General features: G+C 34.1%; 25 protein-coding genes and 1 pseudogene. 7 read left to right on the plus strand and 19 right to left on the minus strand.

Annotated features, from left to right (window positions below; genetic code table 11):
• Positions 1-244: 244 nt before the first annotated feature.
• The 4 genes from F8162_RS03055 to F8162_RS03070 form a co-directional block, all read right to left on the minus strand.
• The gene (locus F8162_RS03055) at positions 245-1,411 is read right to left on the minus strand and encodes a serine hydrolase domain-containing protein (protein WP_151635021.1); all 1,167 of its coding nucleotides are present in this window, start codon (positions 1,409-1,411) and stop codon (positions 245-247) included.
• Between the two features lie 195 nt (positions 1,412-1,606).
• Positions 1,607-1,900 carry a putative quinol monooxygenase gene (locus F8162_RS03060; RefSeq protein ID WP_151635019.1) on the minus strand — a complete coding sequence of 98 codons (294 nt, stop codon included), beginning with the start codon at positions 1,898-1,900 and terminating at the stop codon, positions 1,607-1,609.
• A gap of 44 nt (positions 1,901-1,944) precedes the next feature.
• On the minus strand, positions 1,945-2,583 hold the full coding sequence (locus tag F8162_RS03065) for a nitroreductase family protein (protein WP_087955849.1): 639 nt from the start codon (positions 2,581-2,583) through the stop codon (positions 1,945-1,947).
• A 17-nt stretch (positions 2,584-2,600) separates the two neighbouring features.
• The gene (locus F8162_RS03070; protein ID WP_100910167.1) at positions 2,601-3,029 is read right to left on the minus strand and encodes a MarR family winged helix-turn-helix transcriptional regulator; all 429 of its coding nucleotides are present in this window, start codon (positions 3,027-3,029) and stop codon (positions 2,601-2,603) included.
• Between the two features lie 264 nt (positions 3,030-3,293).
• Between F8162_RS03070 and F8162_RS03080 the strand changes: the two genes are divergently transcribed.
• Positions 3,294-5,237 carry an elongation factor G gene (locus F8162_RS03080; RefSeq protein WP_151635015.1) on the plus strand — a complete coding sequence of 648 codons (1,944 nt, stop codon included), beginning with the start codon at positions 3,294-3,296 and terminating at the stop codon, positions 5,235-5,237.
• A 48-nt stretch (positions 5,238-5,285) separates the two neighbouring features.
• Here F8162_RS03080 and F8162_RS03085 read toward each other — a convergent pair whose 3' ends face one another.
• Both F8162_RS03085 and F8162_RS03090 read right to left on the minus strand, forming a co-directional pair.
• Entirely contained in the window at positions 5,286-5,930 is a 645-nt protein-coding gene (locus F8162_RS03085) for an alpha/beta hydrolase (RefSeq protein WP_151635013.1), read from the minus strand.
• Positions 5,931-5,950: 20 nt separating this feature from the next.
• Positions 5,951-6,418 carry an NUDIX hydrolase gene (locus F8162_RS03090; protein ID WP_151635011.1) on the minus strand — a complete coding sequence of 156 codons (468 nt, stop codon included), beginning with the start codon at positions 6,416-6,418 and terminating at the stop codon, positions 5,951-5,953.
• Between the two features lie 385 nt (positions 6,419-6,803).
• Between F8162_RS03090 and F8162_RS03095 the strand changes: the two genes are divergently transcribed.
• On the plus strand, positions 6,804-8,192 hold the full coding sequence (locus tag F8162_RS03095) for an erythromycin esterase family protein (protein WP_151635009.1): 1,389 nt from the start codon (positions 6,804-6,806) through the stop codon (positions 8,190-8,192).
• Between the two features lie 142 nt (positions 8,193-8,334).
• On the opposite strand, the gene F8162_RS03100 is transcribed toward F8162_RS03095, so the two are convergent.
• Positions 8,335-9,354, minus strand: a complete 1,020-nt coding sequence (locus F8162_RS03100) for an SDR family oxidoreductase (RefSeq protein WP_151635007.1) — start codon at positions 9,352-9,354, stop codon at positions 8,335-8,337.
• 291 nt (positions 9,355-9,645) lie between these two features.
• Between F8162_RS03100 and F8162_RS03105 the strand changes: the two genes are divergently transcribed.
• On the plus strand, positions 9,646-10,284 hold the full coding sequence (locus tag F8162_RS03105) for a CPBP family intramembrane glutamic endopeptidase (RefSeq protein WP_413226542.1): 639 nt from the start codon (positions 9,646-9,648) through the stop codon (positions 10,282-10,284).
• 149 nt (positions 10,285-10,433) lie between these two features.
• Here F8162_RS03105 and F8162_RS03110 read toward each other — a convergent pair whose 3' ends face one another.
• The 5 genes from F8162_RS03110 to F8162_RS03130 form a co-directional block, all read right to left on the minus strand.
• On the minus strand, positions 10,434-11,375 hold the full coding sequence (locus F8162_RS03110) for a serine hydrolase domain-containing protein (RefSeq protein ID WP_151635003.1): 942 nt from the start codon (positions 11,373-11,375) through the stop codon (positions 10,434-10,436).
• A gap of 23 nt (positions 11,376-11,398) precedes the next feature.
• Positions 11,399-12,289, minus strand: coding sequence for an AraC family transcriptional regulator (locus F8162_RS03115; RefSeq protein ID WP_151635001.1), 891 nt, complete (start codon positions 12,287-12,289; stop codon positions 11,399-11,401).
• Positions 12,290-12,395: 106 nt separating this feature from the next.
• The gene (locus tag F8162_RS03120) at positions 12,396-12,905 is read right to left on the minus strand and encodes a nucleoside deaminase (protein WP_151634999.1); all 510 of its coding nucleotides are present in this window, start codon (positions 12,903-12,905) and stop codon (positions 12,396-12,398) included.
• A 58-nt stretch (positions 12,906-12,963) separates the two neighbouring features.
• Positions 12,964-13,434, minus strand: coding sequence for a GNAT family N-acetyltransferase (locus F8162_RS03125; RefSeq protein ID WP_151634997.1), 471 nt, complete (start codon positions 13,432-13,434; stop codon positions 12,964-12,966).
• 17 nt (positions 13,435-13,451) lie between these two features.
• Positions 13,452-13,853 (minus strand): DUF3980 domain-containing protein, encoded by a 402-nt coding sequence (locus tag F8162_RS03130; RefSeq protein ID WP_151634995.1) that lies wholly within the window; start codon positions 13,851-13,853, stop codon positions 13,452-13,454.
• A gap of 96 nt (positions 13,854-13,949) precedes the next feature.
• Between F8162_RS03130 and F8162_RS03135 the strand changes: the two are divergent.
• A pseudogene (locus F8162_RS03135) lies at positions 13,950-14,403 on the plus strand (NUDIX hydrolase).
• A gap of 33 nt (positions 14,404-14,436) precedes the next feature.
• On the opposite strand, the gene F8162_RS03140 reads toward F8162_RS03135, so the two are convergent.
• Positions 14,437-15,348, minus strand: a complete 912-nt coding sequence (locus tag F8162_RS03140; protein WP_151634993.1) for a DMT family transporter — start codon at positions 15,346-15,348, stop codon at positions 14,437-14,439.
• Between the two features lie 125 nt (positions 15,349-15,473).
• Between F8162_RS03140 and F8162_RS03145 the strand changes: the two genes are divergently transcribed.
• Together F8162_RS03145 and F8162_RS03150 are read left to right on the plus strand one after the other, a co-directional pair.
• Positions 15,474-16,916, plus strand: coding sequence for a PLP-dependent aminotransferase family protein (locus tag F8162_RS03145; RefSeq protein WP_088068858.1), 1,443 nt, complete (start codon positions 15,474-15,476; stop codon positions 16,914-16,916).
• 81 nt (positions 16,917-16,997) lie between these two features.
• On the plus strand, positions 16,998-17,438 hold the full coding sequence (locus F8162_RS03150; protein ID WP_151634991.1) for a YaiI/YqxD family protein: 441 nt from the start codon (positions 16,998-17,000) through the stop codon (positions 17,436-17,438).
• An 85-nt stretch (positions 17,439-17,523) separates the two neighbouring features.
• On the opposite strand, the gene F8162_RS03155 is transcribed toward F8162_RS03150, so the two are convergent.
• Positions 17,524-17,838 (minus strand): DUF3892 domain-containing protein, encoded by a 315-nt coding sequence (locus F8162_RS03155; RefSeq protein WP_151634989.1) that lies wholly within the window; start codon positions 17,836-17,838, stop codon positions 17,524-17,526.
• Positions 17,839-18,081: 243 nt separating this feature from the next.
• On the opposite strand from F8162_RS03155, the gene F8162_RS03160 reads away from it, so the two are divergent.
• On the plus strand, positions 18,082-18,954 hold the full coding sequence (locus tag F8162_RS03160; RefSeq protein ID WP_151634987.1) for a hypothetical protein: 873 nt from the start codon (positions 18,082-18,084) through the stop codon (positions 18,952-18,954).
• A gap of 119 nt (positions 18,955-19,073) precedes the next feature.
• Here the strand turns inward: F8162_RS03160 and F8162_RS03165 are convergent, their stop codons facing one another.
• The 5 genes from F8162_RS03165 to F8162_RS03185 form a co-directional block, all read right to left on the minus strand.
• Positions 19,074-19,898: a DUF2785 domain-containing protein gene (locus F8162_RS03165; protein WP_098721187.1), complete on the minus strand. Its 825-nt coding sequence runs from the start codon at positions 19,896-19,898 to the stop codon at positions 19,074-19,076.
• Between the two features lie 275 nt (positions 19,899-20,173).
• Entirely contained in the window at positions 20,174-20,716 is a 543-nt protein-coding gene (locus F8162_RS03170; RefSeq protein WP_151634985.1) for a GrpB family protein, read from the minus strand.
• A 42-nt stretch (positions 20,717-20,758) separates the two neighbouring features.
• The gene (locus tag F8162_RS03175; RefSeq protein WP_151634983.1) at positions 20,759-21,427 is read right to left on the minus strand and encodes an AAA family ATPase; all 669 of its coding nucleotides are present in this window, start codon (positions 21,425-21,427) and stop codon (positions 20,759-20,761) included.
• A 111-nt stretch (positions 21,428-21,538) separates the two neighbouring features.
• Positions 21,539-22,282 (minus strand): metallophosphoesterase family protein, encoded by a 744-nt coding sequence (locus F8162_RS03180; RefSeq protein WP_151634981.1) that lies wholly within the window; start codon positions 22,280-22,282, stop codon positions 21,539-21,541.
• 13 nt (positions 22,283-22,295) lie between these two features.
• On the minus strand, positions 22,296-23,234 hold the full coding sequence (locus F8162_RS03185) for an aminoglycoside phosphotransferase family protein (protein WP_151634979.1): 939 nt from the start codon (positions 23,232-23,234) through the stop codon (positions 22,296-22,298).
• Positions 23,235-23,238 lie beyond the last annotated feature (4 nt).

The following is a 23,238-nucleotide window of genomic DNA, read 5'->3' on the forward strand; positions in this document are numbered from 1 at the left end:
AATTAACAAACTAAAGTATTCTTCATCTATAACTCCCCTGTATAATCCCTATACCCTTCATTATATGAAACGATTACAAAAATAACAATTTTCAGAATTCAAAACAAATGATTCTCAATAAAAAAGGATGTCGTATAACCGACATCCTTTTTATACTAAACTATACGATTAAATTACACTTGATGTCATACTATGAATGCTAATACTGTCCTTAAAAGCAGGAGCCTATTCGCATTCTATTCATCTATTTCTTAAATTCAATTTGCATCATTTTATTAAACTGTGTAGGAATATCAACCGGACCTAAAGCGTTCACATTGACAGCAAATGTATGCTTGCCTCCCATTACTCCGCCTGCAAAAGTCATAAACCCAGGAATTGATCCTCCGTGACCCCATACTGAGACACCATTTGGAAGTTTAGTCTCGTAGATTCCAAGACCATATCCATCACCAACCCCTTTTCCTTCTACAGGAACTGTAGTAAGCATTTCTTTTAGCTCACGTTCCTTCAGTAACTTACCACCTAGTAAGGATGAAAAGAACTTATTTAAATCGTCCGCATTAGAAATCATATCTCCAGCTGCATTAGCTAAACTCGGATTATAATACGTCATATCTTTCAATTCACTTTTTTCATCAATTTTCATATATCCACGAGCATGATTCTTACCTGGAATAACAGGTGAATTCCCTGGTAAAAACGTATTTGATAGATCCAAAGGTTCAATAATGCGCTTTTCGATTTCTTCTGCGTAACTATTACCCGTTATTTTTTCAATAAGCATTCCTAGTATTACGTATCCTGTGTTTGAATACGACCAACCTTTACCTGGCGAAAAATCTGGAGGTAGAGCAAGTCCTATCTTTACTATTTCTTCTGCTGTATACGTTTTTTTCGAATTCATAATATCAGCATCTTTTGACTTTAAGTATTCAGCTATACCACTCGTATGATTCAAAAGTTGACGTATCGTAATTAGATTGCCATCATACCCATTTCCTTGAATGAGGCCTGGCAGCCACTTTTCAATTGAATCGTCAAGCTGCACACGATTTTCTCCTACTAATTGAAGAACAGTCGTAGCAGTAAAAGTCTTTGTCACGCTACCAATCCGAAAGCGATAATCCGATTTCATTGGTTGCTTACTATTTAAATCCGCGACACCAGCAGTATAACTACTAATTTTTCCGCTATTATACGTCTTAGCTAATACCCCTGGTGCTCCAACTTGGATTGTTTCCTGCATGACTCGTTTCCAACCATTCCGATTCTTTTGATCATGTGCTTGTGACGAACTAGAAATATTTTGAGTAGACTCTGCTTTCACAGTAAAACCTGGTGTGAATAAAGTAGTACCCGCTAATAAAACTGCCAAACTTGCTAACTTAATGGAATAACATTTTTTCATAAGGCTTTCTCTCCTTTATTCATATCGTATTGATTCAAGTTATACTTTCATCCTAAATGATAAAACTCTCTTTTTTCTTATCCATTCCTTACGAAATACTTACTTTCAAAATTAGACGACCAGATGGGAAAAAGTAATGTATGAAAATAAAAAAAGATACCCATAGCAAACGCTTAGGGTATCTTTTTCACCAAATTATTTTACTAACTCTCCATTATAAGCTTTTATATCAAGAGGAGCAGTTAAAAACTGTTTTACTTTACTAACGAAAGTTGTGAAGTGTTCACTCGTATTATGACTCGCAACTGCCTCTTCATCTTTCCATACTTCTACCATCGTATATACATTTTCTTTTTCGGTATCTTTATATAAGTCGTAAGATACATTTCCACTTTCTTCTCTTGAACCATGAAGTAGTGGCTGAATTTCTTCTAAAAATGATTGTTGTTTTGCTGGATCTACTTGAAATATTGCGTGAATAATAATCATGGTGTTTCCCCTCTCATATCTCACTTATTTCCGTATTGATAAAATTACTTCCACTCAGCAACTTTTTCAATTGGAAGACGAACTGATTGGTATCCACTGTCAGCAGCTTTTCCGATTGAAATTAACATTACTGGTACGTGACGTTCTTTATCTAATCCGAATGCTTCTGCGATTTGGTCTTTTTCAAAACCACCAATTGGACAAGTGTCATAACCGTGAGCACGAGCTGCTAGCATAAATTGCATTGCTACAAGACCACCGTCAATTAGTACTGTATCTTTCATTACGTCTGGTGTAACCATTGAGAAGTAACCTGAAAGTTTTTTCATTTGATCTTCTTTTACTTCGGCTGGCATTAAACCGCGCTCTACTGCTGTACCGTAAATTTCTTCTGCGTTATCAAAGTTGTTCAAATCACCAAATACAGCAATCATCGCTGAAGATGTTTCTACTTGAGATTGATTAAATTTCGCAAGTGGCGCAAGTGTTGCTTTCGCTTCGTCACTTTCAATTACTAAAAATCTCCATGGTTGCATGTTCACAGATGATGGGGCAAGTGTTGCTTCTGTAAGAATTTCTGTCATTTCTTCTTTGCTAATTTTCACTGATGTGTCGTATTTACGGATTGAACGACGTCCTGTTAAAATTTCGTTAAAATCATTTGTTTTTACTGAGTTAGTCATAGTTGTATTCTCCCTTTTTATAGTTCTTTTATATTTTCTTGAATGTGATTTAACATAGTTAAAAGATTATCGCGCTGTTCTTCGCTTAACCCTTTAAACGCTGACGCTGCAAAACGTTCCTTTTCCTCTTGAAATGCCTGAATTTTATTTCGTCCCTCTTCAGTAAGAGAAACTAGCGTAATTCTGTTATCGTCTGGATTTTTACGTCTTACAATCATTTCATTTGCCTCAAGCTGCTTTAAATGTCTTGTAATCGCAGCATTATCAATATTCACTTCTTGCTGAAGTGCTTTTTGACTAATTTCACCTACTTCATATAACTGAAGTATAAGCTCTAATCGAGACTGGCTCATACCCGTACACCCTTCAAACTTCGAACTTACTTCTTTATTTAGAAAGTGTAATTTATATAAAATAATCGCTTCTTTTGAGCATGAACTTGTCAAACTATCCCTCCTTTACATACAAAAATAAAACGTTTGATGTATCAATAGTTGATATGTCAATTAATATAATCTATATCGATTTAGAATGCAAGCATTTTGTTTTATTTATATTTTTTCCAAATTAAGGCGCTTTGTCGCGTTACAAAAAAGGTTAATTGCACTATAATAGTACTAATTTAAATGACTGGAGAGTGATTGGAATGCGGCAATACACAAATAGAAATGAGGAAACAAAAATGGAAAATGAAATGAGGATATTCACATATGACAACAATAAATATAGGAATTGTCGCGCACGTAGACGCTGGCAAGACGAGTTTGACTGAGCGTATTCTTTATGAAACGAATGTGATTAAAGAAATTGGCCGAGTTGATAGTGGTAATACGCAAACTGACTCAATGGAATTAGAAAGGCAGCGCGGAATTACGATTAAAGCATCTGTCGTTTCTTTCTGTATCAATGACTTAAAAGTAAATGTTATAGATACACCTGGACACGCTGATTTTATCGCTGAAGTGGAGCGATCATTCCGGGTTCTAGACGGTGCAATTTTAGTTATTTCTGCCGTTGAAGGTGTGCAAGCACAAACAAAAATTTTAATGCGAACATTACAGAAACTAAACATACCAACAATATTATTCGTAAATAAAATTGATCGTAGCGGTGCAAATACTGAAAAGGTTATGAAGCAAATAAAAGAGGTTCTTTCAAATGAAGCGTTCCCTTTCTACTCTGTAGAAAACGAAGGAACAAAGGAAGCACGAATTATTGAATACAAATCATATGACGCTTGTATGGAACTGTTAGCACCATATAATGAATCATTACTTGCGTCATATGTAAATGACGAAATCGTACCGGACACATTATTAAGAGAAAAACTCATTACACAAATAGCACAAGCAAATGTGTTCCCTATCTTTTTTGGATCAGCCATGACAGGTATGGGTGTAACTGAACTGCTCGAAAATATTTCAGACTTAATTCCCGCTAATAAGTCGGCAGAAAATGAAGTATTATCCGGTGTTGTGTTTAAAATTGAACGTGAATCTTCTGGGGAAAAGATTGCATATGTAAGAGTTTTTTCTGGTAACTTACAAGTTAGAAAATATGTTGATATACAGCGTGGAGAGTCTCTACCACATAAGGAAAAAACAAAAAAAATGTGCATGTTTCATATTGGAGATACTTTACAAACTTCTACCGTTCCTAGCGGAGAATTTTGCAAAGTGTGGGGACTGAATGATATTAAAATTGGTGATATTATCGGTGAACGAACTCATTATATAAAAGATATTCACTTTGCGGAACCACAAATGGAAGCTGCTATTGAAGCATTACCAAAAGAACGAATTCATGATCTATACGCTGCACTTATGGAGCTATGTGAAGAAGATCCGCTCATAAAAGTGTGGAAAGATGATATTCATCATGAACTATATATTCGCCTTTTCGGTGAAGTACAAAAAGAAGTAATTGAAACAACTCTTTTGGAGAAATATAATTTGCAAGTTACTTTCTCAAATACGCGGGTTGTATGTATTGAGAAACCGATTGGCATAGGGAATAGCGTTGAAGTAATGGGCGAAAAAGCGAATCCATTTTACGCAACAATTGGTTTTAAAATCGAACGTGGTGAACTTAATTCTGGCATAACATATAAGTTAGGTGTTGAACTTGGATCACTGCCTTTAGCATTTCATAAAGCAATTGAAGATACTGTATTTCAAACGTTAAAACAAGGTTTGTACGGATGGGAAGTTACGGACATTATCGTCACGTTAACCCATACAGGTTATGCTAGTCCTGTTACAACAGCGAGTGACTTTAGAAACTTAACACCACTCGTTTTAATGGATGCTTTAAAGCAAACCGAAACATGTGTATATGAACCAATTAATGAATTTGAATTAACTGTACCGGAACATGCAATTAGTACCGCAATGTATAAATTAGCTGCTATTCCAGCAACTTTTAGCGAGCCTATATTACACAATTTTTCTTACCAGTTATCAGGGTCATTACCTGTTGCGAAAACAGAGCATTTTAAGCGAATGCTTCATTCATTTACAGAAGGAGAAGGTATATTTACAACGAAGCCATCTGGTTACAAAGAACTGAAGGCTCCCTTCCCTATTCGAAAACGTGTTGATTATAATCCGCTGAATCGTAAAGATTATTTACTTCATGTGCTGAAGGCTTATTAAATAAAAAAAGAGGTGCAAATTGCACCTCTTTCTGCATGTATTGATAGGTTAGTTTGTCCTAACAACTTCTTTCAGCTTTCTCATTATATTTGCTATTGCTTCAATTGAATTCTCTGTTTTAAATTCGCCAATGTTTACAGAATGGTTAGCGTTTTTGACAACTTCAATCTGTAAATTCGTTTTATGTAACTGATCAATTTGACCTGAATTGTATTGGTGATCTTTATCTCCAATTACTAACAGCCCTTCGTGATGACTCTGTAAGATAGAATTAAAAATCGAATCAAAAGTAAGCAAAGGTGTAAGTAGAATCATTTTTGACTGTAAAAACTCTTCTCTCTTCATTAAATCATTTGCAATCGGAATGGTTCCGAGTGACTTCCCTAAAAACATTGTTTGGTTGTATTGCTCACCTTTTAATACTTCCTTTATTAAAGGATTAACATCATCCATCATTATTTTTGTTACTTCTTCCATCGGTTTATTCATTACTTGTTCGTCATAAGAATAATGAATATGTACTACATCTATTTTATTTTCGAGCATAAGCATCGTCGCATAATAAAATAAAGGTTTATCATAATTGTATCCTGAACCTGAGAACATAAAACAAACTGTATGAGAGCCTTTTTCAATATATGTATATGGAATTACTTTTCCTTCTATAAGAATTTCTTTTTTAGTTCCCTTCACCTTATCCCCTCCGCATACATTTACTTTTGTAAAACGATATGTTCTGTATGAACTAATACATGCTTTACTTTCTCTTTTATAAACGCTGGCTGTACGTTATATATATGTAATTCTTCTACAGGCACCCACTTAAAGAAATATGTTCTACCTTCTTCTTCAAGAATATACTTGTCTGCTCCATTTGCAGGTAATTGTTTCAGCTCTACTTCATAGTAAAAACTAATTTCATGAAACTTTCGTTCAGAAAGTGTGAAGAAATTTTCTACTGACCATATTAATCTCCTTATCTCAATAGGAACCGCTAACTCTTCAGCAAGCTCTCGTTTTAACGCTTCTTCACTATTTTCTAGCATTTTCACTCTTCCGCCTGGTACATACCAAAAATCTTCACCTTCACCTTGCAGAATGAGTATTTTATTATCGTGTTTACAAATTGCTCCGACTCGGTAATTAAAACATGTTTCCTCTACTTTAAATGTTAGATCCACTATCTTTTTACCACCTTTACATAGTATTGGATTAAGAGATAAAACAATTGTAATTGCAAGTAAGTACAATAAAAAACTATTTTCACAAGCACTTTACCTAATTACACACTATCATTAATAAATTAAGATTACTAAATCCACTCATGCCTTTCAATATTTTTAGATAAAAACCACTATTCTAACTATTGACCCATTACTTTTTGTTAACTAACTTGTTGTAATAAATAAAAATAATAATCTACATCATACAATAACAAGTTGAATATTCTTAATTTTTCATATTGTTTCTTTTATAATTATCAATTAATATATATATGGAAGAATAGTAGATATTTGGATATATCTACCGCAGTAAAAACAATATTGTTTCATGGGAGGGAAATATGTGTTTACTAAATGGAAAATAGGAATGATTACTTCTTTTCTTGCTTTTACAGCATTTACATCTGTGATTTCTGCTGAAGAGAAACCAAAAGATCAGCCAAAATGGGAAGAGTGGATAAAGGAAAATGCAAAAAAATTAAACGAACCAAATGCACAGACAAATGAAGATTTATCCTTTTTAAAAGAAAAAGTAAAGGATAATCGCATTGTTCTACTTGGTGAAAGTACACATGGGGCTAAGGAAATAAATCAATCAAAGGTACGTATGATTAAGTATTTACATGAAGAAATGGGATATGATGTTATTGCATTTGAAACAGGATTTGCGGAAGCAAATGCTGTAAATCAAAACCTCGATCAATTAACTGCTTTGCAAGCCATGAAAAAATCTTTATACGGTGTTTGGCATACTGAAGAAATTTTAGAGCTATTTCAATATTTAAAAGATCAAAAAGAAAAAGGAACACCTCTTATATTAACAGGGTTTGATGCTCAATTCAGGTGGTATTCTTATTTCCCTGAGTTTGCAAAAGAATGGTTAGAAAAAATTAATCCTGAAATTGCTAATGATATAGAAAATGCTCATACAGAATTACTTAATATAGAAGAAAAAATTGAATCTAAAGATAATGAGTACCCATACGAACAATATAAAGCAGAAGTTCAGCAAGTAATAGCGAAATATGAAAAAATTAAAACGTTTGTTCAACAACATAAAGCCGAATTAAATAGGATAGCTCCATCAAATACATACGATGTAAATCTATTAGAAAAGTCTATTAGTATACGCATTGATACAATTAAAACACTCCAAGATGCTGCTGTAAAAGAAAAAAACTTTATTTATCCAACAAACTTTAAACCTACAGATCTATCATTTTATATTCGAGATCAAAAGATGGGACAAACTTTAGCTTGGTTAAGTGATATTCAATACAAAAATAAAAAAATCATTGTATGGGGACATAACTATCATATCCGAAAACAAAATTCAAAAATGATACTTGATTGGACCAAATCCCAACAATATAATTTTAAAGCGCCGAATATGATTGATTATTTACCTCAACGGATAAAAAATCAAATGTACACAATTGGCGTGTATGCATATAGCGGAAAGAGTTGGGATAGCAGTGATCTTAATAAAATAGTCCCTATAGATACAGACCATGCTGAACAAAGTATCGAGAATATATTAAGAAAATCTCAAACTCCTAATGTATTTGTTGATTTAAAAGGGGAAAGCAATCGTCCTGAAACATCTTGGATGTTTACTCCTACTACCGCAAGACACTGGGGTCTTAAAGAATTCGAAGAAATTTTGCTGCCGATTGAACAATACGATGGCATATTATGGCTAGACTGTATTTCACCATCGCAATATAAATAAGGAAAAGCGTACACTTTCACTATGGATAAGTGTACGCTTTTCTAGTCATAATAACTACTAAATTTAGAAATTAATATAATATATGATACCATCCCTTAAAATCAAATCATTCTAAAAGTACCCTACTAGTTTACTCTTCTTTTTACCACTTCTCTAATAATACTCTCTCTCTTTCAACTGAAATACCTGCTTTTAATTCCCATTCGTCCACACTCTTCATCCACTCATACACATCTGTAACTGTATGTTCTAAGCTTCTAAAAGTAAGTCCTTCTTTAACAGCACTCTCAATACAAATAGAAAAACCACCTTTCCACGGCTTTGTTTCACCTTCTAATGAAAAAGTTTCAGGAAGCCATAGTGGCATCTCGGTCCAAGGCTGCACTTTATGTTCATTCATAAACGATTCATCTACCCAAATGAATGCAGCATCACTATTCGTAACCTTTTTACACGTATTTAATAGCTCTTCCATTGTCAATTCATAGTTCGGACCTGTAACATTGAATGTACCTGCTTTATTGTTTTCTGCCATGTTTAGTCCCCAGTTTGCAACGTCTTTTATATCAACTATCTGCACTGGACGGTCTTTTCTTCCTGGAACTAACACTTCTCCTCCCTTTGCTACACGCCCAATCCAGTATGGAAGCCGATCTGTATAATCAAAAATTCCTGAAAGAAGTCCTGCTCTTACGTGTAAAACACGCCCTGGCCAATACTTCTCTGCCTCTTTTTCACATAATACTTTCAGCGCACCGTAATACTCATAAGGAGAAACTTCACCATTCTCCACAGCCCTTATTTGATCACCCGTTGGTTCCGGTTGTAATAAATAATCTTCTTTTATATGAGGCGGAATCCAATCTTTGTATACAGAAAGACTTGAGATGAATATATAATGCTTTATATTATCATGTAATGCTTCTCTAACATTTCTAATATGATGCGGAGAAAATCCACACGTATCTACGACAACGTCCCATTTTCGATTTTCTAAACTTGAAACATCATCATTTCTGTCACCGATTAACTGCTCTACTTCAGGAAAAATTTCTTTATTCGTTCCGCGATTAAATAATGTAGCTTCATGCCCTCTTTTTATAGCTTCTTCTACAAAAGCTCTTCCTAAAAATCTTGTACCACCTAGAATTAGAATCTTCATAGTTCTCCCCCATTCGTGATTGAAAATCCTTTCTTGTGTTAAACGATTTTTTGCTGTGAAAAGTTACGGGGTTAGTCTAACTTTTTCTACAAGTTCAACATATGTAATTTCCATTTCATATATAATTAAAATATCCGATATTTGATTAATCACTTATACATACTTAGGTAGGTGAACAATATGAATAGAAACATAATTTATCATTCAACATTATGTATTTATCTTCTCACATCACTTATTTATATCATCTTACTGAACATAGAAAATGGTCGTAATTATTTAGGGTTTACGATGGTTATTCCACTTTTAGCTGCTATTTTATATCAGAAATTATATAAAAAACAAAAAATAGTTCATAGATTTGGAATTTCACGTCCAAAAATAAGAACTTTGATTTTCTCCATTTTATTCCCAATACTTCTAGGTCTATGTCTGCATTTCTATTTTTATATTTATAATATAAAATTCTTATTTAATCATTATAATGAATTGAGATTTCTCCTACTCATTGGTCTTACAATTGCTGCTTTTTCTGCATTTTTAGAAGAAATCATATGGCGTGGAAATTTTCATTACCATTTACGAAAAAAATATTCATTAAAACAAACAGCAATCATTACTGCATCGCTTTGGTCTTTATGGCATTTACCAGTATCAATCTTTTATAAAAACTATGAATTATGGTTTGTAGGTATATTAAGCTATATCTCGTTATTATTTATATTATCTATAATTTTGACGTATACGAGAGAGTATAGCCATTCTGTGATAACACCTGCAATTTTACATGGTATGTTTAATGTATTTTATTTAACAGATGGAGTAGAAACAAAATGGGATATTAGCCTAATGAAATTAATTAAATTTATCTTGCTGGTAATTGTGTTTGGCATGATGTATCTAATACATCGAAAAGTTAAAAGTACCTAAACAAATTATAAAGTACTTCAACACCTATTCAATAATCGTATAGGTGTTGAAGTTTTCTAATCTTAGTTAATACAACACTTTTTTCTATCATGAAGAACAAAACAAGTTTAACTAAACCTTTCATTCTTGTTTTTATAAAAATAACTATATTAATCTTTTAAATAAGGAAGTATGCACTCTTTAATTAACTTCCATCTATCCTCTGCATTCGGTATGACTTCAGAAGCAATCACTACCACCAGTTCCTTCTCTGGTACGCAGCAAATCATATTCCCACCATCGCCCATTGCACAGTATGAAAAGATTCCATCCTCTTCTCGTAACCACCATAAGTAACCATATTGATTTTCGTTCATTGTTATCGATTCTTTTATCCATGATTTTGATAGTATTTGTTTTCCATTATGAATACCTTCATTCAAATACAGCTGTCCAAACTTAGCCATATCTCTAGCTGTTAACGTAAGTCCCCAGCCACCTGTCGAAATACCATTTGGATCGTGAACCCATCCTTTCACATCTTTTCCGAATAAGTCATCGAATCCAAAGGCTTTCATATTGTAGTTTGGAATTGCTCTCATGCCTAGTGGCTGAAATAAGTGTTTATTCGCAAATTTACGCGCATTTTTTCCTGTTGCGCTCGTTATGATTGCTGATAATAAATGAGCTCCTGCAGATGAATATTTAAAAGTCCCAATTTCTCCGCCTTTTCCTATCCTATTTATCGTATACTGTACCCAATCTTGTTGCGTACATAGTTCTTCTAACGGTTCCTGCCAGTCTACGAAAGGATGTGGAGCTGTCATCGTAAGAAGATGTCGTACTGTTATTTCAGATGACTTAACGTTATATTCCGGGAAAAATTCTATTACTCTTTGATCAACACTTTTTATATACCCTTTATCTACACATAGTCCAATTAACGCAGAAATAATTGTTTTTGTAACTGACGCTATATGAAATGCATCATCTGGACCGTAACCATTATAATAATTTTCAAAAACAACATTACCTCTCTGCACTACTAACATACCATTAATATTTTTGTATTCTTCTTTTATAATATAATCTAGCTTTTCAGCAGTTTGCATTGTTCTTCCCCCTTTATCAATGATTAAAAAGGTTCGATAGGTACATATATATCAACTATATGTTTATTTTCCGGGTGTTTCCTTGGGTCATTTTTATACATTTCAAAAGGATACGAATCTCTCGGTTTATATCCGCTATTTGGAAGCCACTCACCGTATAAGAAATCCCATGCTCCTTTATATTCATCTTGGAATATTTCAAAATGACCTACCGCATACTTTCCAGAAGGTATTACCATTATTCCAATGTCGTTCGTTTCTACTGCAGACTCATTCGGAATTGTTATACAAAGACTCGTTCTTAAATGATCGTCCTCAGTAAATTCATGATGATCGTGGTAAATGGTTAATACTTTCGTATCCTCGAATACATGGTAGTTTTGCTTCAATGCGTAATGAAATAGTTTCTCTATCATTTTTGGAAAAGCAATCGTTAACTCTTCATATGTACCGATATGCCTTATGTACGCGACGTGTATATCGTCTGCTGATACAATCTCAACATTTCCTCGAACCTTCTTACACTCATTGTATTGAGAAGTTCCGCTTACGTCTTTGCAATTCTTGCTATTGTCGTTTCGATATTGAGACGGACTTACACCGTAATAATTTTTAAATGTTCGGGAGAAAACTGCTGAATCTGTAAAACCAAAATGGTAAGCGATATCCGTAATCGTCATATCTGTGCGATATGTAAGTAGATATGTTGCTCTTTCTAATTTTAATCGGTTTACATACCGTGATAATGGCTCCTCTACTATACCTTTAAAAATACGATGAAAATGAAACTTTGAAAATCCTGCTACATTCGCTAACTCTTCAATTGAAAGTGAATTATTTATATGTAATTCTATATAATCCTGCACTTTATAGATGCGTTGTAAGTATTCATTTCTGCTTTGTTTACTCTCCATATTTCTATCTCCTCACACAAAAAGAACCATCCTAGAATACTTGTAGGACGGCTTTCTATTAGTAATAAATTCTTCCATTTTTTATTGTTAAATTGATATAATTTCACTATCTTTTTATAGCCCTACGCAAGTTAATAATATTGTTTGGGTTTAACTCCCATTGTCTCATAAGTTCTATTTGTCTCATTTTTAAATCTACAAACGGTTCTTCCACCATTTCGATTCTATTAAATTTCCCTTCGAAAACTGAAGCGTTTTTTATTTTTTTATATCCACCAAATCCTAAGTCATCATTTAGCAACCAGACCACTCTCTGTATTTTTGCAAATAAAATACCACCTGTACACATTGGGCATGGTTCCAACGTGCTATAAATAGTAAACCTCTCATTTTTTATTTTTGCATTAAACATCGCTTGTCCTGCATTACGAATAGCATCTATCTCTGCATGAGCTGTTATATCTTTTTGAGAATGTACTCTATTTCTTCCTCTTGCAATGACCTTATTATTTTCATCAACAATTACTGCTCCTACTGGATACGTATTTTCTTTTAATGCCTTTTCAGCTTCTTCTAATGCCATCTCTAAAAAATATCTATCTCTTTCAAAATTCATATAGATCCCCTTTTTGATAAGATGATTTTACGAAAATTCTGTTCAACACCCCCTACTTTTACACATTTTTCAAAAATAAAACTCTACTACCGCCGTTCCCATCATAATTTGTATGTACCGATACACCCTCTATCTCATCATCCCCGGCCTCAATTCGAAAACCGATTTCTTTATGAAACTGTATCGACTTTTTGTTAATTGGTGACGTAATTGCTTTTACAACTTTACGATTATTTGCACGAGCAACATCAAAGAAATAAGAATACAATGTCGATGCGATTCCTCTTCTTCTATACTTCGGATTTACACCGATAAAATGAACGTATGCTTCATCTTTATATGTTTGTGAAAAGAATCCGCATAAGAAACCTAACGTTTCGCCATCTTCTTCAATGATAAAACTCGTTTCTTGAAAATGAACGAAGAACAGTTTTGGCAACATAGCAGCCATATCTCTCCCGCCCCACCAATCATTTAAAACAGAATGAATCTTTACATAATCTTCCCCTTGGATGTTTCTTACTTGCATATGTTTCTCCCTCTCACTCACTTCATTTTTTCATATATTTTAATTACGGTTTCTACTAATAGAATGAATACCCAAATCCCGCAAAATACAAGAACAGACTGGAATATGGATCCAATAATAATAACACCAACTGCACCTGATCCTGAAATTGATACTTCCCCAAATCCTGGATTATGTATAAGCGATCCAGCAGAAAAAGCCATTAAAATTGATCCTATTAAATAAATCACACTCATTATTTTTAATATTTTTATAGAAAGATACGAAGTTTGTTCTTTCTCCACTTCTGATAATTCGATTTCCCTGTTCGCAATTCCTTTTTGCAGACAATCTTCACACAAAAATTCTTCCTTTATTTTTTTACCCCCATGCAATGCACCTGTTATTTCTTTACATCTTGAACATTTTCGATTTATCATGTTGTTACCACTCCAATCTATTAAGATTATACTTATATCATTCTTCGTTTACCTTAATATTCCTTTTATGTATTTTATAGAGAAAGGTCGTGTTTTATGATTTCAAAACTCACGTTTGGCTCAAAAAAAATCTACTGTTCATTATGTATTAAGACCTAGTTGTTATGCGATTATTTTCCATTCATCTTCTTCAAAGGTTGCTGTTATCCAAAAAGGAGACCGTTACTTTTTACCTGGTGGCGGTATGGAAGGTGATGAAACAAAAGATGCATGTTTGCACCGTGAACTACTAGAGGAATTAGGATGGGTAATTGAAATTGATCAATATATCGGTAATACAGCACGATATTTTTATGCGGAAAAGGAAGAAACATATTATTTAAACGATGGGTTCTTTTATATTGCGAACATGGTGCAGAAACAAACTGAAAACTGTGAGGATGATCATGTTTTACGGTGGATGTCTCCATTACTTGCTGTAGATTTTCTCCTTCACGATCATCAAAAATGGGCCGTTGAACAAGCGCTTTTATTACGAAAACAAAAATGATCTCCTTCTATATGAAAGAGATCATTTTTACTGTTAACTGACTTTTTTCAAATTGAGAGCAGGCTTTTTGATTCCGCCTTTTTTTACAACATATAAGCCGATGAAGATTATAAGCCCTCCAACGAGTTGCATCATATTAATTTGCTCTCCAATTGTTACTGCCGCAAAGATTACTGCGAATAATGGTACGAGATACATATAAACCATTACTTTCGTTGAGCCTATTTTACTAATACCGACATACCACATTGCTAGTCCGAAGATGGTCGCAAAGATGATTGAATATGCTAGTGATCCCCAGCTTGGCGTATCTACTGGCCACGTTAAAGAATTTACGTTGAATAAACAGTATATAACTAGCGGTACAATTCCAATTAAAGTAGACCATGATGTGACTCTCATTGCGGAGTATTTTGTAATAAGAGGTTGCGCTAAAATTGGATACCATCCCCACGCAATTGCTGCGACTAATCCAATTACATTTCCGAGCCACGCATACTCATAAGTAGCTCCTCCTGAATGTCCTGTTAATAAAACGAATGCTGCACCAATAAACGCTACTATTGAACCAATTTGTACTTTCATCGAAAAACGTTCTTGTTTGTGCAATACTGCTAATATCCCTGTAAAAATAGGTGACATTGCAATTAATAATGAGGCGTTCGTTGCTGAAGTATATTTTACAGATAGCATAAACATCGTTTGATACATTGCCGTTCCAACGATACCAACTGCTACTAATCGTAACCAATCTTTTCTTTCAATACGTAATGAGCGTTCCATTAAAAATGTAATAAGTAATAATACCGGTGATGCTACTAAAAATCGTAAACTATTAAATTGAATGGATGACATATATGCCACGCCATACTTTCCTATTGTATAATTTGCTCCCCATACTAACGCTACTGATACTAGGAGCCATTCCATTTGCCATCTTTTCATCCGAATCTCCCCTTCCATATTTAGCATAGTAAAATTGGCTGGATATAACACCGTCCAATTGGCTGTTTTTTTACCCAGCCAATTTGTTATACTTAATTGTATATAAGAGATGCGGAGGTGTTTGTATGGAATGGAAGCTAGATAACGACAGTAAAATTCCTATTTATCAGCAAGTTGTTGACTTTATTGAGAAACGTATTACATACGGAGAACTTCCACCTGGTAGCTTCCTACCTTCCGAACGGAAATTAGCTACGCAGTTAAATGTAAACCGAAGTACGGTAACGACTGCTTATAATGAACTACGCGCTATGGGGATTGTAGAAAGTACGACCGGTAAAGGGACACGTGTAAGTACACATATGTGGGGCGTCTCTCCAACATTAACGCCGAACTGGAGAAATTTCGTAGAAGGTGGTACTTTTTTACCAAACTTACCGTTACTTCGCCATATTCGTGCGGAAGTACAACAAAATGAAAACATCATTGATTTCGCAAACGGCGAGCTCGGTTGTAACCTCTATCCTCACGATCAACTACAAACGATTTTACGAGAACAGCCGTTAACACATTCATTAAGTTACGATCATCCGCAAGGCTATCTCCCGCTAAGACAAGCGGTCGTAAAATATATGAAGGAATATTTAAAAGTTGAAGCGACTGAGCAATCCATTATGATTACATCTGGCGCACAGCAAGCACTTCACCTTATCGTACAATGTTTATTAAATCCCGGTGATGCAGTCGCTTTTGAAAGTCCTTCACACTGTTATTCCTTACCGTTATTCCAATCAGCAGGTATTCGTATTTTCCCGTTACCTGTCGATGAACACGGTATTAATCCAGACGATGTGCAAGAATTATATAGAAAGCATCGTATTAAAATGATCTTTTTAAATCCAAACTTCCAAAATCCTACGGGAACGATGCTTCATCCAAACCGTAGGAAAAAACTGTTATCACTTTGCGCAGATTTACGAATTGCGATTGTGGAAGATGATCCGTCTAGTTTACTTACGCTAGAAAAGAAACAACCTTGCCCTACTTTAAAATCGATTGATGAAAACGGAACTGTCATTTATGTACATTCCTTATCAAAAATGATTGCACCAGGCTTACGAGTCGGCTGGCTTGTCGCCCCGCAGTCTGTCGTAGAAAGATTATCCGACGCAAGACACCAAATGGAATTAGGTATGAGTATTTTCCCGCAGTGGCTTATGCAACAATTTTTCGAAACTGTACCATTTCAGTCTCATATCGTACCGTTACGAAAACAACTAGCAGAAAAAAGAGACGTTATCGTTCGCGCCCTAAATGAGCAACTTCACGATAAAATCTCTTTTTCAAACCCGACCGGCGGTATATACATATGGGGAAAACTAAAAGAACCGATAAACGAAAAACAACTCATTATGCAAAGTTTAAAACAAGAAATCGCCTTTATGCCAGGTAGTATTTTCGGTGCGAAAGATGGTTATATTCGTTTATCCTATGGAAAAGTAAATATTGATCAAATTGAGGAAGGTATTTCTCGTTTGCGTGAGGCTATTTTAGTTTGTGGAAAATGACTTTACATAAAGCTTTTTCGTTTGACAAAAGAAAAATCTACCATTATTATCAACACGAACCTAGTTATAGGAGTGATAAAAATGAAAATTTACGTTGATGCAGATGCTTGTCCTGTAAAAGATGTGATTATTTTAGAAGCTACAAATGTAGAAATCCCTGTAACCCTCGTTACTAGCTTTTCTCATTATTCTAATGCTCAGCAACCAAAAGGCGTGGAAACAATTTATGTTGATTCTGGAGCAGATGCTGCGGATTACCGCATAATGCAGTTAGCAAAAAAAGAAGATTTAATCGTAACGCAAGATTACGGTCTTGCTTCGCTCGCTTTAGCAAAAGGTTGTATCGTACTGCACCATAAAGGCTATAAGTATACGAATGAAAACATTGACCAACTATTACAAACACGATATTTAAGTGCAATGGTTCGAAAAAGCGGCAAGCGTACAAAGGGACCGAAACCATTTACAGCAGAAGATAAAGAGAAGTTTCGAGCGCTCTTTAAAAGTATGATTGCACTTTAAAAATGAACATTCTATTTGCAAGGAAAACTTCGCAAAAAAAGAAGAGAATATCCAAATGAACATTCTCTTCTTGAGGTTTACCCGTTTAAAATGAAGGTAAATTATCTAAGTTATTTTCTTTTATTCCATCCGGTTCACTACGTATAATATCTCTACCATACTTATGAAATACGTCCACATGAGCTAACTTCCCTGATTTCGCTTCACTAAGAGCAGTCATATAATCTAACTCTCTCCCGCTACTTGTTTTAAAAGCTATTAAATCCCCATCATCATTTTTACGAACAGCAACAATTTGTTCTGCTCCTGAATTGACTTCATGGTCTACTTCCAATTGAGCTTGCTCTTCTCCTTGATGTAAGTACTCATTATAAACTTTTTCAAAGTCTTTTTCGTCCATAACATTCACCTCCAACACATTTTATTAGTATGGTTGGGAGGTGTTGGTTTTATGTATTTTTTACTAACTTAATAAGACTTCACTACTCCAATTAAAGAATACAGATCATTCTTTGTAACCTAATACAAATCTATTTATAGTTCCTTCCCTTTTTATTTTAAGCTAAATTTAAGTGTTAATATTTTCCTAACAACTTTATAATTTATTATATCGAAACGAAATTTGAAATGGAGAATGGTTAAGATGAATATAGATATTAATCGTTTAACTGATATTTGTTTAGAGTATCAGCAATCTAGGTTTTATGTTACTAGAATCCCTAAAGATTTCTTATCAATTGCCCAAAAACGTTTTTCTATACCAACGGATGATCGAATTATTGCTTTTTTAAGTTGTAATTTATTTGGATCAGGCAAGTATGGTGTTTACTTTACGAGTTCGGGTTTATACTGTAAAAATTGGTTATTAGGTAAAGAAAATTTGAAATGGGAACAATTAAATGAAGTGCAACAAATTGAAATTGATAAAGATGCTTTCTTATCTTTTGATGCACAAAAAAGCTTCAATATTAACGGGAGTGATTACCCCCCACTGTTATTTAAAGAATTACTTATAACTCTTACGAATTCATTCCGAAATTCAAAACAACATGATATACATCCAATTATAAAAATGGATAAGATAAAATCAATTTGCTCATTATTTGAAACGTACAATGAATTATTAGAACCTGATAACGGATTATTTGTAGACACTCATATTTCAGACAAAAAGTTAAAAGCAATTGAGGCACGATTTATCGTTCCAAAAGAAGAACAAATCATTGCTTTTTTAGATACATCTGTCCTTGGGAATATGGGGAAAGGATCTGATGGAGTATTAATTTGTCAATCAGGTATATATTTTAGAGAAACCTTTGTACACTTATATTTCCCATGGCATGTCTTTAGAAATCTCCCTATTACTTTGACTTCAGATGAATTCGAAATTGGGAAAGGAAACACGTTTCATCTTCAACATGCTAGAATGCCTAGTCAAGATATTTTATTGTTCATCAAGAATTTAAAACAGTATGTGAATAGTTTATATGAAGAGCATCCACAATTACATATTTAATACACTCATGTATAGTTAAGTCTAAAATTTAAATTCAACTAAAAAACCGATTATTTTTGTAGAGGGCCTACAATTATAATCGGTTTTTTACTCTTATTCTTTTCTTATATTCCTCTTTTTTAATACCTACGCAAACCCTTCAAAGTCTCCAATATATCATCTGTAAAGGCTGTACTACCTTCTGTCTCTAAAACTCTGAAATAAAAACTTCTTAGGAAAGTTCTAATATTTTGTACTAAAATAGCATGCTGCGGATGTCGGATATCTTCAACCGTTGCTATGCTATGTAGCCAGTTGCTCCACTCTTCTTCAGTTAAAAGATTTTGGTTACGTAACGACATAATTGGCGCTACTAATCTCTCATCTTCAAAGTGGATATATACGTAGTCATGTAAGCGAACCTTCTGGCGAACAGCAGCTAATATTGCATATGAAAACTCACGATTTTGTATAGTACGTGCTAAAGCATCGAGTGCATCAGCAGCGTGTGCTGTAGAATGTGCCCATCCTTTTCCTTCTACGTAACCTCTTACATCTTCTTCTAAATATACATATTCCAGTACTTGTTCTGCCACACTGTACAGTTGTTCTTCAGATAACAGTGGTTCTCTTTCATGGACAGATAAAATAAGTGGCGGAATTAATACGGAGAATGCACGTTTAAATACAGAGTCTGTTCCCTTTTCACCAATTTTATAAAATAAATAATCAGGACTAATTGCTTGTAACATTAACCCTCGTAATTCTTTTTGTCTAAATACATCATTTGTAATCCATGTGTGAAGCGTACTATAAATTAAATCATCACGTAATTCAGCATCAGGTGAACCGATATAATCTAGCATCCACTGCGCATATGGATATGCATCTACGTCTTCTGGTACAGCATAATTATTATTTTTAATTTGTAGTAGTTCTTCTTTTAGTTCTAGTACTTCATTCATTATATTTCTTGTCCCCTTTGTACTTTATTAACATATTTTCGCCTTATTCCCTTTAATTTTTTCATAAAATCAAGTCAATTTTTAAAATCGTTTTAGTACCTATCTTCCTATGAACTTGATTCAATTATATATAATTTATCCTGATAAATAAAAGGAAATACATTAGAACATCGCAGTCTCTCACTTTTTTTACATACATTTCATATCAGTTTAAGTTATAAAACAAAGTATGTTTTTTCTTTTATATTCAAACGTATTTACAATCAAAAATTAAATCATTTTAGAACTTGTTTAATAAACTCTGTTTTAGCTTTTGTATAGGCTTCTCTATCTTGGTTAAATCTTTTAGCTAAATCTTGTTTAAGATTTGAATACTCATAAACTAATTGTGGATTTTCTCGTAAGCGGTTACGAAATAAAAGTTGTTGCTCCCATCGCTCACTTCCTTTAACCATCAAATGCAGGTGCGCTACACGCCTATTATTCTTAACTTTCACAAAGAACCTTCTCCAAGGTCTTTCATCTAATTCTGGGCTTACATAATGCCAATTATACATGGCCAATTTCGCTGAAATATGTAGTACTCTATCAAATGAGTCTATTTCAGCCATTAAATCAATGATAGGTTTTGCAGGTAAATCAGGTATGGATGTACTTCCTATATGTATTACTTTGCTTATACCGAGAGGAGCAAGCAGTTCATATAGTTTCTGCTCTTCACATCGGCCTTTATTTTGCCAATCAGGATTTGCATTAACTATCTTTACTGACTCATTCGCCCATACAGGCCAATCGTTCGGGTTATCTTTTTTATCCATCCAAAGTATCTCCTTTCACGATTTTTTGTTATATAAACGATTTTAAATTCCTTTAAATACAACTACGGGATCATGAAAATTACTATTCTGAAAGACAACATCCGCATACTCTTTCGGATTATGCTCGTCTAGATACATTTTACAAGCCGCATGATACCTGTTCAAAAACATCTTTTCTGCTTCTTCATAACTTCCAAAAGCTTCTGTTTCCCGCTTTGCACCACGTTTTCTCGCAATCTCAAAATCTGTATCTAAGAAAATTTTATAGTCAAATAAATGCTCTACGTCTTTTTTCAATAGAAACGTCCCATCTACTATTAGTACCATATTGGATTGAGCCATTAACGGCTCATTATGTACAGGCATATCCGTTATTAAGTTATGAGAAATCGTTTCATATTGTAAATTCCCATTAGGTCCTAAAGGCTTTAATAATCTTTCTTTGAAAGCTGTATAATCGTGTGCATCTTCGTAATACCCTCTTGCAGACTCTTTTCCTTGCGCGTATCGAATTGCTCTCGGATTATGAAAATCGTCAATGCTGGCGCGTGTTACTCGTACTCCTCGTTCTTTTATTTCTTCCGCTAGCTCGTTTGCAAATGTTGTTTTTCCTGAAGCTGTAATACCACTTACTCCAACTCTTGTTGGATGAGTTACATTTAATTTTAAAATATGATCTGCAATTTCTTTGATTCGTTGTTTTCGGTTCATGATATTTCCTCCTACAATTAGTTTACATAATATTATTACAATTAACATTACATGTCACTATTTGTCGGTAAGTCGATATATCGAAAAAATCGTTGATATATGATGATTGGCTTACTTTCCCTTAAACCCTCGATACAATGCAGTCCGTAATTCTTGTTTGTATGCTTCAATTTCTGGCATATCGAGTTCTTCTGCTAGCCTGATAGCTAATTCAATATCATATGGTACACGTACGAGTTGAATGGAAAAGCTCGCGGCTTCTTTTTCATTGTATGTTCCTTCGAATATTAAATAGGAAGCTTGTGTAATTTCAAGCGGGTTTCCAACGCTACCAGCATTACATAACGTTTTTCCTCTGAAATTTTGAACGAATGCTTGGTGAACGTCACCGTAGCAAACGACATCTGGTTTTCTTTCTCCTTCTATATTCTCTGTGAGCTCACTGTTTTCGAACATACTAATACGCTCTTCTCTTGAAGCGTGTGGTTGAATTCTTTCATATAAACTTCTCGGTGAAGCGTGGAACATACGAATTAGTTTGCCGCTCATAAAAAATTCGATTGAAAATGGTAAGCTTCTTAAATAGTCATTTTGTTCTTCCAACAATTGTTTTTGATGCCATTTTAACGCCTCAAATTCAGTCGGTTTTGTAATGAAATCATCCCAGTTCCCCATTACAACTCCTTCACATTCCTTACGAATGATTTCAATCACTTCGCTAGAATGCGGACCTTTTCCGACTAGATCTCCAAGACAAATGATGCGCTTGATTCCTCTTACTTTAATATCTTGCAGTACAGATTCTAATGCCGGAATATTACCATGTATATCTGAAATTACAGCTATTTTATCCAAATGAATCCCTCCATTACTTATTATTTATTATATCCGCATGTTGTGATTGATACCATTTTGGAATATAGGATGAAAAATGATTATGATCTTCTAAAATGCCGTTCAATCTTTCCTTCATATCATCCACTAAATGTGGCGTGCTTCGGTTTGTCCATACGATATCCGCTGGGAATGTCATTGCTGCATATAATGAATACAGTTTCCAAAAATGAAGCGATGGTTCGCCTCCGCAATAACCGTGAACTTGTCCCACCGCAAATGGTTTGCTTATTCTTGTAGTAAAAATCGCTACGTTATAGAAATCGTGTATTGGATCGCCAAAATCATATCCACCAAAATCGATAACGATAAATTCCTTATTATGGATCATACTATTTGCTGGATGGAAGTCATCGTGTAAAAAGGTAATAGGGCGATTTTCCAATAATTGTTTATGTTCCCCTACAAAGGTTAATACAGGCTTCAAATCCAGAAAGTTCACCTCATAATCTGCTAACGCTTCAACGTATCTTTCGTATTTATTCCATCGAAACGTTTCCCATTTATTACTTGCACTTTCTCTTTCTATTGAGTGGATTCTCTTTAATACTTCTCCTGCTTTTCTTCCTGCATGATACTGTTCTTCCACGGATAGCTTCTCTAAACCTTCTTCACCATTTACACCTTGGATCCATTCAAATACTTGAATACATTTATTTAATTCCTCAAGCTTTATGAAATGAATTAATCTAGGCGTTGGAATATGTAATGACTCCAATTGTTTCATATACGTATATTCTTCTTGTTTACGTTCAAAATGAACAGCATCACATACTTTCACAAAATATGTTACTCTGTTTTCTAATTCTATTTTATATTTCTCTTCATGTGAAAAACCTTTTGAAATAGCTGTACACTTTACAATACGAGGCCATTCTAGTTTTCTCTCTATCTCTCTAAGAATTTCCTTCACAACG

It is taken from the genome of Bacillus sp. CH140a_4T (assembly GCF_008923725.1).
In the GTDB taxonomy this organism is placed as follows: Bacteria; Bacillota; Bacilli; order Bacillales; family Bacillaceae_G; genus Bacillus_A.

What these genes read in the sequence shown, in the direction of transcription:
- F8162_RS03130 (WP_151634995.1), bottom strand. Translation starts at nt 13,853, where the DNA reads ATGATAAATCGAAAATGTTCAAGATGTAAAGAAATAACAGGTGCATTG.
- F8162_RS03125 (WP_151634997.1), bottom strand. Translation starts at nt 13,434, where the DNA reads ATGCAAGTAAGAAACATCCAAGGGGAAGATTATGTAAAGATTCATTCT.
- F8162_RS03115 (WP_151635001.1), bottom strand. Translation starts at nt 12,289, where the DNA reads ATGGAGAGTAAACAAAGCAGAAATGAATACTTACAACGCATCTATAAA.
- F8162_RS03150 (WP_151634991.1), top strand. Translation starts at nt 16,998, where the DNA reads ATGAAAATTTACGTTGATGCAGATGCTTGTCCTGTAAAAGATGTGATT.
- F8162_RS03145 (WP_088068858.1), top strand. Translation starts at nt 15,474, where the DNA reads ATGGAATGGAAGCTAGATAACGACAGTAAAATTCCTATTTATCAGCAA.
- F8162_RS03055 (WP_151635021.1), bottom strand. Translation starts at nt 1,411, where the DNA reads ATGAAAAAATGTTATTCCATTAAGTTAGCAAGTTTGGCAGTTTTATTA.
- F8162_RS03080 (WP_151635015.1), top strand. Translation starts at nt 3,294, where the DNA reads ATGACAACAATAAATATAGGAATTGTCGCGCACGTAGACGCTGGCAAG.
- F8162_RS03060 (WP_151635019.1), bottom strand. Translation starts at nt 1,900, where the DNA reads ATGATTATTATTCACGCAATATTTCAAGTAGATCCAGCAAAACAACAA.
- F8162_RS03140 (WP_151634993.1), bottom strand. Translation starts at nt 15,348, where the DNA reads ATGAAAAGATGGCAAATGGAATGGCTCCTAGTATCAGTAGCGTTAGTA.
- F8162_RS03160 (WP_151634987.1), top strand. Translation starts at nt 18,082, where the DNA reads ATGAATATAGATATTAATCGTTTAACTGATATTTGTTTAGAGTATCAG.
- F8162_RS03110 (WP_151635003.1), bottom strand. Translation starts at nt 11,375, where the DNA reads ATGCAAACTGCTGAAAAGCTAGATTATATTATAAAAGAAGAATACAAA.
- F8162_RS03165 (WP_098721187.1), bottom strand. Translation starts at nt 19,898, where the DNA reads ATGAATGAAGTACTAGAACTAAAAGAAGAACTACTACAAATTAAAAAT.
- F8162_RS03065 (WP_087955849.1), bottom strand. Translation starts at nt 2,583, where the DNA reads ATGACTAACTCAGTAAAAACAAATGATTTTAACGAAATTTTAACAGGA.
- F8162_RS03170 (WP_151634985.1), bottom strand. Translation starts at nt 20,716, where the DNA reads ATGGATAAAAAAGATAACCCGAACGATTGGCCTGTATGGGCGAATGAG.
- F8162_RS03175 (WP_151634983.1), bottom strand. Translation starts at nt 21,427, where the DNA reads ATGAACCGAAAACAACGAATCAAAGAAATTGCAGATCATATTTTAAAA.
- F8162_RS03120 (WP_151634999.1), bottom strand. Translation starts at nt 12,905, where the DNA reads ATGAATTTTGAAAGAGATAGATATTTTTTAGAGATGGCATTAGAAGAA.
- F8162_RS03155 (WP_151634989.1), bottom strand. Translation starts at nt 17,838, where the DNA reads ATGGACGAAAAAGACTTTGAAAAAGTTTATAATGAGTACTTACATCAA.
- F8162_RS03100 (WP_151635007.1), bottom strand. Translation starts at nt 9,354, where the DNA reads ATGAAGATTCTAATTCTAGGTGGTACAAGATTTTTAGGAAGAGCTTTT.
- F8162_RS03105 (WP_413226542.1), top strand. Translation starts at nt 9,646, where the DNA reads ATGGTTATTCCACTTTTAGCTGCTATTTTATATCAGAAATTATATAAA.